Genomic DNA, 12,869 nt, shown 5'->3' with positions numbered 1-12,869 from the left:
GGAGTAGGAGGGATGCCATGACCAATTTCGAGTGGACATCTGAAGTCCCGCTCGCCGCCGAGACAGCCTATCTGTGGCACGCACAGCCCGGAGCGCTGACCAGACTGTCCCCGCACTGGGCCCAAGAGATCGTCGAGGAGAGCTATCCTCCGCTCGCGCCGGGGTCGGTGGCTCAGGTCAAGACCAGCATGCCCGGCAGCTACGGCCTCGTCCGACGGCCATTCAGTTCGGTGCATTCCGAGGGCCCCTCCCGGTTCTCGTTCGTCGATGAGCTCAAAAAGGGCCCACTGAGCCAGTGGAAGCACACCCACGAATTCTCCTCGGTTGCTGGAGGAACCAAGATCGACGACCATATTGAGTTCTCGATGGCACCGGCGGGCTTCGACTCGATCGACCGCAGCCTCATCCACAACCTGGAAGCGACTTTCGAGGCCAGGCAGCAGCGCATGCTCATGGACATCGAATTCCTCGAACGCATGAACGCACCACTGCTGACGCGCAAGAAGGGCAAACGCATCCTCATCGCCGGCGGCAGCGGACTCGTCGGCCGGCAGGTCGCGGCACTCTTCTCCACTGCAGGACATTTCGTGCGTCTGCTCGTGCGTCGCACTCCGAAGGTCGAATACGAATCTCATTGGAATCCCGAATTGGGAATCATCAACCCGCGCGACCTGGCCTGGGCGGATGCGGTCGTCCACCTCGGTGGGCGCACCATCGCCACCCGGTTCACGAAGAAGGCGAAAGAGGAGATCCGCTCCTCACGCATCGACTCGACGACCCTGCTGGCGGAGACGATGCGCACCCTGCCCGAGGCGAAACGACCCGAAGTCTTCGTCTGCGCCTCCGCCGTCGGGATCTACGGATCCCACGCTGAAGAGCCGGTGGACGAGACCGCCCCGGTCGGGGACGGATTCCTCGCCGAGGTGTGCCAGGAATGGGAAGCCGCAGCCGCCCGTGTCGAAGAGCTGGGCATCCGCCGGGTCTCGATCCGATCTGGCATTGCGCTGACTTCACTGAGCGGATTCCTCAGACTCCAGACGCCTCTGTACCTGGCCGGTGCCGGAGGGCGATTGGGCAGCGGTGAACAGGGGCTGGCCTGGGTCTCTCTCGACGATCTGGCCAGAGCCTATGTCCATGCGGTGCTCACCGACTACGTCCGCGGACCCGTCAATGCGGTGGCCCCGGACATGATCTCGCAGCGGGAGTTCGCCGAGGCGCTCGCCGCCCATCTGCACCGCCCGGCCCGCATTCCCACGCCCGGTTTCGTCACCGAGCTGGTGCTCGGGGCCGACGGAGCCAAGGAGCTCGCCCTGGCTGACCAGAAGGTGCGTCCGGAGAAGCTGGAAGAGACCGGATACCAGTTCGCCCACCCCACGCTGTCCGACTGCCTCGAGGAGGAACTCGGCAGCGGAGCGTGAAGTGGGCGAAGGGTTTCAGGTGAGGTTCGTGGGCCCCAGAGGAGCCTGAGTTCAGAGACGCTTTCCGGCGATCTCGGCTCCGGCGGTCAGCGACTGCAGCTTCGCAATGGCGATCTCGGGATGGACGCGTCCGCCCAGGCCGCAGTCCGTCGAGGCCATGACATTGTCGGGGCCGACGAGCTTCGCGAAGCGTTCGATGCGATCGGCGACGAGTTCGGGGTGCTCGACGACATTCGTGGAGTGGGAGACGATGCCCGGGATGATGTACTTGCCCTCGGGCAGCTTCGTGTCCTCCCAGATCCGCCATTCGTGTTCGTGGCGGACGTTGGCAGCCTCGAAGGTGATGCCAGCGGCATTGAGCGTGAGCACCTGGTCGACGATCTCCTTGAACGGCAGGTCCGTCACGTGGGGACCGTGCCAGGAACCCCAGCAGGTGTGGACGCGCACCTGAGCCGGATCGATGCCGCGCAGTGCATGGTTGAGTGCATCGATGCGGACCTGGATGAAGGACCGGTAATCGGCGAAGGACGGTTCCGGGTTGATCTGGTCGAAGTTCTCGGCCAGGGAAGGATCGTCGATCTGAACGGTCAGACCTGCCTCGGTGATGGCGAGGTATTCCTCACGCAGCACATCGGCCCACGCCCAGATGAACTCCTCATCGGTCGTGTAGTACTCATTGGCGATGCGAGACGCCGAGCCGGGGGACAGGGCGTTGATGTAGCCGTCGCGTTCACCGTACCCGGCGGCGCCGAGACCGGCCTTGAGGTTGGCGATGTCGCTGGCGACCTGGTCTTGGCCCACGTAGCGGATGGCGCTGGTGGCCTTGGGGAACTGCGGCTGATCGCCGGTGTCGGTGCCAGCGTTGGCATCGCCGTAGACACCGGGGAAGAGATTGCGATCGCGGCGGTCGCCGAAGCTGGTCAGCACCGTTTTGCCTGGTTCTGAGCGCACGGCTGGCGCATCCCACTTGTCGACATTGTCGAGTTCGAGTCCGCCGGTGCGGGCGAAGGAGTAGTGCCACCAGGCGCCGTAGTCGAAGTCCGCGGCCATCGAATGGCCGTACTCCCCGTCGTTGGGGTTCGAGATGCCGAGATCCTTCTGGCGCTTGACGAGGTCGGCCACGCTGGCGGCGAGGAGTTCATCGAATTCCTGCGTCTGAGCGTCGGAGACGGTTTCACCGGCGAGGCGAGCGTGGTTCTGAGCCTGCTTGACCTTGTTGGCTTCGATGAGTTCGGGGGTGCGGGGTAAGGATCCTGCGTGCGAGGTGCGGATCGTGACCATGTGTGACTCCTCTGGTTGTTCGGCGGCAGTTCAGCCGCAGCGTTCCCTCTCAGGCAATCACATAAGCGGTCCCGCATGCGAGGGGGCTGTCATGTTGGGTCACGTGCTTTCGGCTTTCGCCTGCTGAAAAGAATGCGGTCCTCGCCCTTGCAGACCTACAGTGATGACATGAGTCAGCAGGCTTCCTCGGGAGGATACGAACGGGCAGTCGGTCCAGGGTGGACGGCGCGAATCCTGTTCTGGTCCGCCCTGGTCGTCGGCTCATTGCCGAAATTCGTGTTGATGCCGATGATGATCGATGGAGTGCGACCGGAATTCTTCACCCTGTATCCGACTGTGACCGTCGTGGTCGCGTTCCTCGAACTCACCCTCGGCGTCGTCGCGCTGCTGATCGTGAAGGGCAGTCCGATGGCGATGCGGCTGTTCGGGATGGGACTGACCATCTTCATCAGCATCTACGCATTCGCCTTGCCGCACCTGCTGCCGATCATCGTGAACCGTGTTGTCGGCAGCGTCGATCTGGCGATGAACATCCAGAGCATCATCTGGACCTTCCACGGCGGCGTCGTACTGGCCGGAATGCTCATCGCCTGGAACCTCGCTCGCTACAGAGCCTGGTGGACGCACCTCGTAGCCGCCGGATATGCGATGTGCACGGGACTTGTCGTCGCCTTCGTCGAATGGGCGATGAACTGGCTTGGTTCCTCGATCGCGACGTCAATGGTCCTCACGCAGTTCGTCTTGCTGGGAGTGTCATTCGGCGGCCTGGGACTTCTGCACGGGCTCAGCCGGGTGGCCAGCGGAGCATCGGATCGCTATGCCGCGGCCAGTGCCCGCTCGATCGCCGAGGCAGTGACGAGCAGGCGGGTTCCGTAGAGTTCGCCGAGGTTGCTGCTGACTCTGGCGACCGGTGCCACGATGCACACGGCTCCGACCAGACCATCTTTGGTTTCTACCGGTGCGCTGACGCTGGTGAGACCGACCGTCCGCTCCGAAACGGTGAGCACCCACCCTTGTTCCGAACGTTCACCGCCGATGACGCGGGCCGCGGTTCCTCCGTCCTCGAGCGGCAGCTGAGTGCCCTCGTGGAGCTCGACATGAAGTTCGTTGGGCATAGCCTCGCTGACCAGGCACAGGCGATTGGGTCCCCGGGGGACCCACAGCTGACATGCCTCACCTGTGCGTTCGGCGAGGGTGCGCAGAGGTCCACGCGCAATCTGGCCTAAGCCGAAGCTGATGAAGCGTGCACCGAGTCGGAACGCTCCGCTGGATTCTCTTGCGAGAAGTCCATGTGCCACCAGTGCCCGCGCCAGTCTGTGGACAGTCGGAACAGTGAGATTCAGAGCTTCGGCGATGTCTGCCGCCATCCTCGGTGAGGCTTCGCAGGCCGAGATGATGGCCATGCTCTTGTCAAGGACTCCGACGTCCGTTACATTATGTCCAATCATATTCTGATCGTACGTTATCAAATAATGATAATCAATGGATGGGAGGGCGCAGTTGGCCACCACAGAGGAAGCCCAGAGCGCACCGCTGGCAGACAGTCGAACTGATGGCGCGCTGCTCAGCGACGTGCGGGTACTCGAGCTGGGTAATTTCATCGCAGCACCATTCGCCACCCGTCTTCTCGCAGACTTCGGAGCGGAAGTCATCAAGGTCGAGACGCCCGGCACCGGGGATGAACTGCGCAACTGGCGCCGCCAGCGCGGCAAGGTGTCGATGATGTTCCGAACTCTGGCCCGCAACAAACGATCCGTCACCGTCGATCTGCGCACTGAAGAGGGTCAGGAGATCGTCAGGGACCTCGTCGCCAAGTCCGACGTCGTCATCGAGAACTTCCGACCGGGCACCTTGGAGAATTGGCACCTCGGCGAGGACGACCTCAAAGCGGTGAATTCCGACATCATCATGGTGCGCATCTCCGGGTACGGGCAGACCGGACCTTACCGTGACCGTGCCGGATTCGGGGGAGTGGCCGAGGCGTTCGCCGGACTGCGTCATGTCACCGGTCATGCCGACCGCGCCCCTGTTCGACCGGCCGCTCCGATCGGGGATGCGATGGCCGGACTCTATGGTGCCCTCGGCGCGGTGATCCAACTGTTCGCACTCAAGAACGGTCATAGGGCCGAACAGACTCGTGTGGTCGACGTCGCTCTCTATGAGGCGGTGTATTCGGCAATGGAATCTCTCATCCCCGATTACGATGCCTACGGAATGGTGCGCGAACGCAGCGGGGCCAACCTCCCCGGGGTCGTCCCCAGTGGTAGCTACCCGACGTCCGATGGTCAGTCAGTGATGATCGCAGGCAATGCGGCAAAGCCGTTCCGAGCGCTCATGCAGCTGTGCGGCCGTCCGGATCTGGCAGACGACGTGACCTTGGCTGACGGACACACACGCAGCCAACGTGAGACCGAACTCGACAACATCGTTCGGCACTGGACGCTGGACCGTACGGTCTCTGAAGCAGTGGACGAACTCGCCGCGGCGGGAGTGCCCGCTGGTCCCGTCTACGATGCCACGGGCATTGCCGCAGACGAGCACTTCGCGGCCAGGGGAATGCTCGAATCCATCGATGTCAGCATCGAGGACGATACGACCGAGGCGATCCGCTTTCCCGGAATCGTACCGCGGATCCCCGGGTCAGAAGGGCACATCAGATGGGTCGGACCTGAGCTGGGAGAACACACCGAATCCATTCTCACCGGCGTCCTCGGAGTGAGTGCCGAGGACTACTCGGACCTCAAGCGCAGAGGAGTGATCTGATGAGGAAATCGCAAGCGAGGATCACCGACGTCGTCCTGCGCGATGGACTGCAGGACGAACCCCGAGTCACCTCGGTGGAGGACCGGCTGCTCATCGCGGCGGCCCTCGTCGAGGCTGGTATCACCGACATCGAAGCGGCCTCGTTCGTCAATCCGAAACGGGTCCCGCAGATGAGCGGCGCCGAGGAGCTAGCCGGTCTGGTCTCTGAACGCCCGGCGATCACATGGCGGGCACTGGCGCTCAATCGCCGCGGAGTCGATCGAGCTGTCGCAGCAGGATTCACCACCGTTACCCTGGTTGTCTCTGCCAGTGCCGCTCACAGTCGGGCCAACGCCGGACGGAGTCCGAGCGAGGCGATCGCCGAACTGGCTCCGATCGTTGAATCATATCCCGGAGTGGACTTCAGCGGAGGAATCTCGACAGCATTCGTGTGCCCCTTCGAAGGTGACATCGCACCTGAGGCAGTGACCGAGATCGCCGGGGCGTACGCCGACATCGGCGTGAGCCGGATCGGTCTGGCCGACACCATAGGCACCGCGAGACCGCAGGACGTGGAGGCGAGTCTCGAGCATCTGCGCGGCGAACTGCCCGACGTCGACCTCAGCCTGCATCTGCACAATGCCAAAGGACAGGCATTCGACACCGTTGATCGAGCACTTGACCTCGGAATCACCGAATTCGACGCAGCCACAGGAGGATACGGAGGCTGCCCCTTCGCACCGGGTGCGCACGGGAACATCGCCACGGAAGAACTCGTTGAGCACCTGAGCGCGCGGGGATACGAGACAGGCATCGACCTTGAGGGGCTGGCGGAAGTCAGGAAACTCCTGACTGCAGCCCTCGCGAGAGGCACGCCCGTCGCCGCCTGAAGACGACGGGCGATCGACACAGATCGGTCCCTCCGTACAACGGTCATCCCAGTAAGTGAATCGGCACCATTCGCATTAAACGAAAAGAGACAATGATGTCAGAAGTTCGTCGTCCCGCTCACCCCGAGACTGAAGCTCCTGCCGCCCCCGCGCTCGAGGCCTCCACAGGTACCCGCAGGAAACGTGATCTGTTTCGGATCGCAGGCATGCCCTACCTCTACTTCGGCGCACTGTTCATCACCTTCCTCGTTGCGGCAGTGACCGACAATCTGCCCGACAGCATGCTCGTGGGCTTCGGGATCACAGTCGTCCTCGGTGGGGCACTCATGGCCATCGGCCAATCGATTCCGAAGGTCCGCGACTACGGACTGCCCACGCTCTTGTGCACCTTCGTCCCGGCCATCCTCATCTACGCCGGAGCGATGCCGGCATCGATCCCGCCGGTGGTGACGAACTTCCTCGACGGCTACGGTTTCCTCGACTTCTTCGTCGTTGCCGTGATCGCCGGTTCCGTCCTGGGGATGCCGCGTGCACTCCTACTCAAAGCGGGCCCGCGCTTCCTCATCCCGCTGCTGGGCTGCATCGTCGTCACATTCCTCATCATCGGAGGCATCAGCGCAATTCTCGGGTTCGGGTTCATCAAGGGCATCCTCTTCGTCGCGGGACCGATCATGGCCGGTGGCCTCGGCGTCGGGGCGATCCCGATGTCGCAGATGTATGCGGTTCAGACCGGCACCGACGCATCGGTCTTCATGGCCGACCTCATGGCAGCGCTGGTGATCGGCAACATCTTCTGCATCATCTTCGCCGGCCTGCTCAACGGCCTCGGACGGTCCGGCAGGCAATGGTTCGTCGGATTCAACGGCGACGGCGAGCTGATGAGAGTCAAGGGACGGAAGAACGAGCTGAGCTTGCCGGAGAAGAAGAGCGGGTCGACATTCCAGCAGCTGGGAATCGGAGTGGCGATCGCCGCCGGGCTTTTCATCCTGGGGACGCTGCTGGGTGCGATCATGCCATTCCTCCACCCCTATGCGTGGACCATCATCGCAGCAGCGCTGATCAAGATATTCGGCCTGTTCCCCAGGGAGCTCGAAGAGGCGAGCACAGAATGGGGAGAGCTCATGACCTCCTACTTCTTACCGGCTCTACTTGTCGCCGTGAGCATCACCTACATCGACATCAACGAAGTCGTCGGTGCGATCTCGGACCCGATCTTCATGGGGCTGACAGTGCTCACAGTCATGTCGGCCGGACTGGTGGCCGGAGTGCTGGGCTGGTTGCTGAAGTTCAACTTCGTCGAAGCCGCCATCACCCCGGGGCTGGTCATGGCAGATACAGGAGGAAGTGGAGATGTGGCGGTCCTCAGTGCCGCCAACCGCATCCACCTCATGCCCTTCGCAGCCTTGAGCACCCGACTCGGCGGGGCTGTGAACCTCTTCATCGTGTCCCTGCTGGTGCCCTTCCTCCACATGTGAGCCTTCATCACTTGTGAGCCATCAGCTGAGCGGTGTGTGAATCGTCGAGGGGACCACCAAGCGATGAGGGAGCCAGTCGCAACCGGCTCCCTCGATGCTCAGTGGTCCCCTCGACGATCGTGCAGGTGAGGACGTGCTGCCCGCCGCTGCGAACAGCCGACGAACTCAGCTGAGGTCGGCTCAGCCGAAGTACTTCGGGAGCGTCCCCTCGTGAGTCTCGCGCAGCTCGTCGAGTCCGATCTCGAAGTGATCGACGACCTCGAGGACAGGTGCCTCGTCGCCGGTGTCGGTCATCCCGATGCGGATGAACGGGAAATGCCTGGCGGTGCACATGTCCTTGAAGCGGACCTCTTCGGACCGCGGCACGGCCACGATCGCACGCGCGGTGGACTCAGAGAACAGGGCAGTGAACACGTCGATGTTGTCGCGTTCGCACACCTCGTCGAGCCAGATGCGGGCACCGGTGCCGAAGCGCAGGCAGGATTCGATGAGTGCCTGCGACAGACCGCCCTCTGACAGGTCGTGCGCGGCATCGATCATGCCGTCACGCGAGGAGTTGATGAGGATCTCACCGAGTTCCTTCTCTGTGCCCGGCTTGTACTGCGGAGGCACTCCACCGAGGTGGCCGGCAGTCACGTCGGCCCACGCCGAACCGTCGAGTTCGGCTTCGGTCGTTCCGAGCAGGTAGATGGTCTGGCCCGGCTCCTTCCAGCCGCTCGGAGTAGCGCGGGTGACGTCGTCGAAGACGCCGAGGACACCGACGACCGGGGTCGGGTGGATGGCCACGCCGCCGGTCTGGTTGTAGAGGGAGACGTTGCCACCGGTCACGGGAATGCCCAGGTCCTGGCACGCCTCGGCGAGGCCCTCGACTGCGGCCGCGAACTGCCACATGATCTCAGGGTCCTCGGGTGAGCCGAAGTTGAGGCAGTCAGTGACCGCGCGAGGGATGGCACCAGCGGTGGTGACGTTACGGTAGGCCTCGGCCAGCGCCAGCGCTGCGCCGCGGGCCGGATCGAGGTAGCAGTAGCGACCGTTGGCGTCGGTGGCGATGGCCACGCCGAGCCCGGACTCCTCGTCGACGCGAATGACTCCCGCATCGTCGGGGAACGCCTGGGCGGTGTTGCCCTGCACATATTTGTCGTACTGGGAAGTGATCCAGTCCTTCGACGCCAGGTTCGGTGCTCCTGCGAGCTGGAGGACGGTCGCGCGCAGCTGCTCGTCGCCCTCGGGCTTGACCAGTCCAGCGGATTCCACGGTGTTCGCCGCGACCTCGGCGGTCCATGATGGCTCGACCATCGGACGTTCGTAGACGGGGCCGTCGTGGGCGACAGAGCGAGGCGGCACATCGACGATGACGTCACCGTGCCATTCGATGATGAGGCGTTCGGAGTCGGTGACCTCGCCGAGGACGGAGGTTTCGACGTCCCATTTGCCCACGATCGCCAGGAAGTCGTCGAGGCGTTCGGGGGTGACAACGGCCATCATCCGCTCCTGGGACTCCGACATGAGGATCTCCTCAGGGGTGAGAGTCTCATCGCGCAGCAGTACGTCGTCGAGGGCGATGTGCATACCGCCGTCGCCGTTCGAGGCCAGCTCGGATGTGGCACAGCTGATGCCGGCAGCACCGAGGTCCTGGATGCCTTCGACCACGCCTGCGTGGAAGAGTTCGAGGCAGCATTCGATGAGGACCTTCTCTGCGAAGGGGTCCCCGACCTGCACAGCTGGACGCTTCGAAGGTTTGGTGTCGTCGAAGGACTCCGAGGCGAGGATCGAGGCTCCGCCGATGCCGTCGCCACCGGTGCGGGCACCGAAGAGGATGACCTTGTTGCCCTTGCCCGAAGCATTGGCCAGACGGATGTCCTCGTGGCGCATGACGCCGACCGCGAGGGCGTTGACCAGGGGGTTTCCCTGGTAGACGGAGTCGAAGACGGTCTCGCCGCCGATGTTGGGCAGACCGAGGGAGTTGCCGTAGTTGCTGATTCCGGAGACGACTCCGTGGAGCACGCGAGAAGTGTCGGGGTGGTCGATGGCACCGAAGCGCAGCTGATCCATCACGGCCACGGGGCGCGCGCCCATCGAGATGATGTCGCGCACGATTCCGCCGACGCCGGTGGCAGCACCCTGGTGCGGCTCGACGTAGCTGGGGTGGTTGTGGGACTCGACCTTGAAGGTCACTGCCCAGCCGTCGCCGATGTCGACGACGCCGGCGTTCTCGCCTATGCCCACGAGCAGGTGCTTCTTCATGTCGTCGGTGACCTTGTCACCGAACTTCGACAGATGCACCTTCGAGGACTTGTAGGAGCAGTGCTCGGACCACATGACCGAGTACATCGCCAACTCCGCCGAGGTGGGGCGGCGTCCCAGGATCTCGCGGATCTGCGCATATTCGTCGGCCTTCAGTCCGAGGTCGGCATAGGGCTGGTCCACGTCGGGATTCGCAGCAGCGAACTCGACGGTCTCCTTGACCTTCTTGGAGGCGGCCTGATCGGTTTCGATCTGCTGGGATTCGACCTGCGTGGAATTCGCAGAGTTGAGGTTACTCGACATGTCCTCTTAACGGCCCTTTCATACGACACGGCATCAGGGCCAATCTTAGCCGTGGTGCGGGGGAGGGGAAGAAACCGGTCTCATCGATGAGTGGATGATGTGATCGAGGCGACCAGTAGTCTGCGCCACATGCGGGTACCGCCCGAGGTCTCGACCACTAGAATGTGGGCCATGGCAACTCCCAAAATCGTCTTGTTCTACGTCTTCACTCCCTTGGCGGACCCAGAGGCAGTCAAGCTGTGGCAACATACTCTGGCTGAGAGTCTCGGGCTCAAGGGGCGCGTGATCGTGTCGAAGGACGGCATCAATGCCACCATCGGCGGCGATATCTTCGACGTCAAGCGGTATGTGCGGGCGACGCGATTGTATGAGCCGTTCAAGAAAGCCGACATCAAATGGTCCAACGGCGAGGGAGACGACTTCCCCCGCCTGAGCGTCAAGGTCCGACCCGAGCTCGTGACCTTCGGCACCGACGACGAGATCACTGTGACCGAGAGCGGAGTCGAAGGCGGCGGCGAGCATCTCAAACCGGGAGCCCTGCACAAACTCCTCGACGAACGCGGCGACGATGTCGTCTTCTTCGACGGTCGCAATGCGATGGAGGCTCAGATCGGGAAGTTCCGCGATGCGATCGTGCCCGAGACGGACACCACCAAGGACTTCATCGCCGAGATCGAATCGGGCAAGTACGACGACCTCAAGGGCAAACCGGTCGTCACCTACTGCACCGGCGGCATCCGCTGTGAGGTCCTGTCTGTGCTGATGAAGAACCGGGGCTTCGAAGAGGTCTACCAGCTCGACGGCGGCATCGTCCGCTATGGAGAGACCTTCGGCAACACCGGGTACTGGGACGGTTCCCTCTACGTCTTCGACAAGCGCATGCACGTGGAATTCGGCGAAGGAGCCGAATCGATCGGTCACTGCGTCGCGTGTGAGAAGGCGACCCCGAACTTCGTCAACTGCGCGAACCTGGACTGCCGTGAGCAGTACCTGCGCTGTGTGGACTGCACGGAGAAGAACCGTCAACCCTACTGCCCTGATTGTGTGCAGGCAGGGAACCCCGCCGAGGTGGCCGTCGGCTGACGCCGTCCGTGCTGGATCCGTGTGGACCAGCTTCTACCGAAGCAGGCTCTTCGTCGCCGCCCCGATATCCGTCCACCTGAACTCGAACCCTGCCTCCTCCAATCGCTGCGGCAGCACCCAGCGGCTCTTGAGCACCAGCTCCGATTCCTGTCGGAGGACGATCATCCCGATTTCCAGAAGCCAGCGTGGTGCCGGAATGCCGATCGGCATCCGGACGGCTCGTCTCAGTGCGGTCATCAGCGAGGTGTTGTCCGAGACACCGGGACTCGAGACGTTGATAGCACCAGTGATCTCCTCGTGGGCATCGATGAATCGGATCGCACGCACAACATCGTCGATGTGCACCCAGCTGAACCTCTGCTTCCCATGACTGAGCGGATGTCCCCGCCAGATCTCAGGTCCTGACGCCTCGGGTCCGATGCCGCGGTAGCGAGTGTGGCCGAACCAGCGCCCTTCCAGCTGGGGACCGCCGGCGCCGAATCTGGCTGCGGTCGCGAGCATGTTCAACGCCGCGCCGTCGCCGAGCACAATCGCCATCCGCAGAGCGACCCGTCTGGTCTGGAAGAGATCACCACGGAAGAATTCTCGCTCCCAGCCTGTGGCCACATCGACGGAAAAGCCCTCACCGATGTCCCCGTCGTTCTCGGTCTGCGGCCGGTCCATTGCATGGCGGTAGATAGTAGCCGTGCTCGAGTTGATCCACAGACGCGGTGGTGCTGCGGCGGCTCTGACTGCATCGTTCAAGGTCCGCGTCGTCGTGACTCGTGAGTCCCAGACCTCCTGCCGATTGCGATCGTTGTATCGACACCCCACGCTGCGGCCGGCGAAGTTGATGAGCAGATCGGCGCCATCGACCATGGCAGCGATTCCGTCCGGATCGTCCCAGGAGACATGTGTGTCAGAGGAAGCGGCCCGCCCGATGGTGCACACCTGGTAACCCCACGACCGAAGGGGAGCAATGAGCGATCTGCCGATGAAGCCGGAGGCTCCGGCGATGACAGCTATCGGTGCTGAGCCGTTGTCGGGGCGAGGAGAAACATTGTCCGCAGTCATGAAGCGACCGTAACACCGGCACAACCCGGCATCGGCGAGGTTCTGCTCGCACCGATCCCCGGTTTTCCGGGGGAGGAGGCCCTCGTATCGTCCCTGGTGACGGGCGTCACGTCGAGTTTTCCGGTTTCGAGTTGCACGCACCAGCCAGCCTGGTCTAGAGTTGTATCTCGTTGCCCCGCAGAAAACGAACTCTTCGAGAACAGTTTTCACCCGGTATGACCAGCACAAACACAGTTTGGGTTGATCGTTCACTGGATGCGAGATGACAACGAAAATTGAAACTGACACCCCCGGTGTAGACCGCCATGTTTGATGGTGTGTGGTGACGGGTGAGTGTATGTGGTTTGAGAATCCAATAGCGTATTTGTTTGAACAGATAG

Annotated in this window: 10 protein-coding genes; 6 read left to right on the top strand and 4 right to left on the bottom strand. The window is 62.8% G+C overall.

The features are described 5' to 3' along the window. The first annotated feature begins 17 nt into the window (after nucleotides 1-17). Nucleotides 18-1,418, top strand: coding sequence for a TIGR01777 family oxidoreductase (locus JTF07_RS10485; protein ID WP_204234228.1), 1,401 nt, complete (start codon nucleotides 18-20; stop codon nucleotides 1,416-1,418). Nucleotides 1,419-1,469: 51 nt separating this feature from the next. On the opposite strand, the gene JTF07_RS10480 is transcribed toward JTF07_RS10485, so the two are convergent. Further along, a complete protein-coding gene (locus JTF07_RS10480; RefSeq protein WP_204234227.1) occupies nucleotides 1,470-2,699 on the bottom strand; it encodes a cobalamin-independent methionine synthase II family protein in 1,230 nt (409 codons plus the stop codon). A 168-nt stretch (nucleotides 2,700-2,867) separates the two neighbouring features. On the opposite strand from JTF07_RS10480, the gene JTF07_RS10475 reads away from it, so the two are divergent. Beyond that, nucleotides 2,868-3,575 (top strand): hypothetical protein, encoded by a 708-nt coding sequence (locus tag JTF07_RS10475; RefSeq protein WP_204234226.1) that lies wholly within the window; start codon nucleotides 2,868-2,870, stop codon nucleotides 3,573-3,575. Here JTF07_RS10475 and JTF07_RS10470 read toward each other — a convergent pair. Beyond that, nucleotides 3,515-4,147: an IclR family transcriptional regulator gene (locus JTF07_RS10470; RefSeq protein ID WP_204234225.1), complete on the bottom strand. Its 633-nt coding sequence runs from the start codon at nucleotides 4,145-4,147 to the stop codon at nucleotides 3,515-3,517. The two genes, JTF07_RS10475 and JTF07_RS10470, sit on opposite strands and share 61 nt — an antisense overlap. A gap of 52 nt (nucleotides 4,148-4,199) precedes the next feature. On the opposite strand from JTF07_RS10470, the gene JTF07_RS10465 reads away from it, so the two are divergent. The 3 genes from JTF07_RS10465 to JTF07_RS10455 all read left to right on the top strand — a co-directional run bounded on the left by JTF07_RS10465 (nucleotide 4,200) and on the right by JTF07_RS10455 (nucleotide 7,806). Further along, on the top strand, nucleotides 4,200-5,462 hold the full coding sequence (locus tag JTF07_RS10465; protein WP_252199738.1) for a CaiB/BaiF CoA transferase family protein: 1,263 nt from the start codon (nucleotides 4,200-4,202) through the stop codon (nucleotides 5,460-5,462). Beyond that, nucleotides 5,462-6,331, top strand: coding sequence for a hydroxymethylglutaryl-CoA lyase (locus JTF07_RS10460; RefSeq protein WP_204234223.1), 870 nt, complete (start codon nucleotides 5,462-5,464; stop codon nucleotides 6,329-6,331). The genes JTF07_RS10465 and JTF07_RS10460 overlap by 1 nt, the downstream gene beginning before the upstream one ends. 95 nt (nucleotides 6,332-6,426) lie before the next feature. Beyond that, nucleotides 6,427-7,806 carry a 2-hydroxycarboxylate transporter family protein gene (locus tag JTF07_RS10455; RefSeq protein WP_252199737.1) on the top strand — a complete coding sequence of 460 codons (1,380 nt, stop codon included), beginning with the start codon at nucleotides 6,427-6,429 and terminating at the stop codon, nucleotides 7,804-7,806. 180 nt (nucleotides 7,807-7,986) lie between these two features. On the opposite strand, the gene purL is transcribed toward JTF07_RS10455, so the two are convergent. Further along, on the bottom strand, nucleotides 7,987-10,353 hold the full coding sequence (gene purL, locus JTF07_RS10450) for a phosphoribosylformylglycinamidine synthase subunit PurL (protein ID WP_204234221.1): 2,367 nt from the start codon (nucleotides 10,351-10,353) through the stop codon (nucleotides 7,987-7,989). Between the two features lie 171 nt (nucleotides 10,354-10,524). On the opposite strand from purL, the gene trhO reads away from it, so the two are divergent. Beyond that, nucleotides 10,525-11,436, top strand: a complete 912-nt coding sequence (gene trhO / locus JTF07_RS10445) for an oxygen-dependent tRNA uridine(34) hydroxylase TrhO (protein ID WP_204234220.1) — start codon at nucleotides 10,525-10,527, stop codon at nucleotides 11,434-11,436. Between the two features lie 33 nt (nucleotides 11,437-11,469). On the opposite strand, the gene JTF07_RS10440 is transcribed toward trhO, so the two are convergent. Continuing rightward, complete coding sequence (locus tag JTF07_RS10440) at nucleotides 11,470-12,489, bottom strand: epimerase (RefSeq protein ID WP_204234219.1); 1,020 nt, start codon at nucleotides 12,487-12,489, stop codon at nucleotides 11,470-11,472. Nucleotides 12,490-12,869: the final 380 nt, after the last annotated feature.

The sequence above is a fragment of the Brevibacterium sp. RIT 803 genome (genome assembly GCF_016892625.1).
Taxonomy (GTDB): Bacteria; Actinomycetota; Actinomycetes; order Actinomycetales; family Brevibacteriaceae; genus Brevibacterium.
The sequence above is the reverse complement of the archived record's forward strand: the minus strand, read 5'-3'. Positions and strand labels throughout refer to the sequence as shown.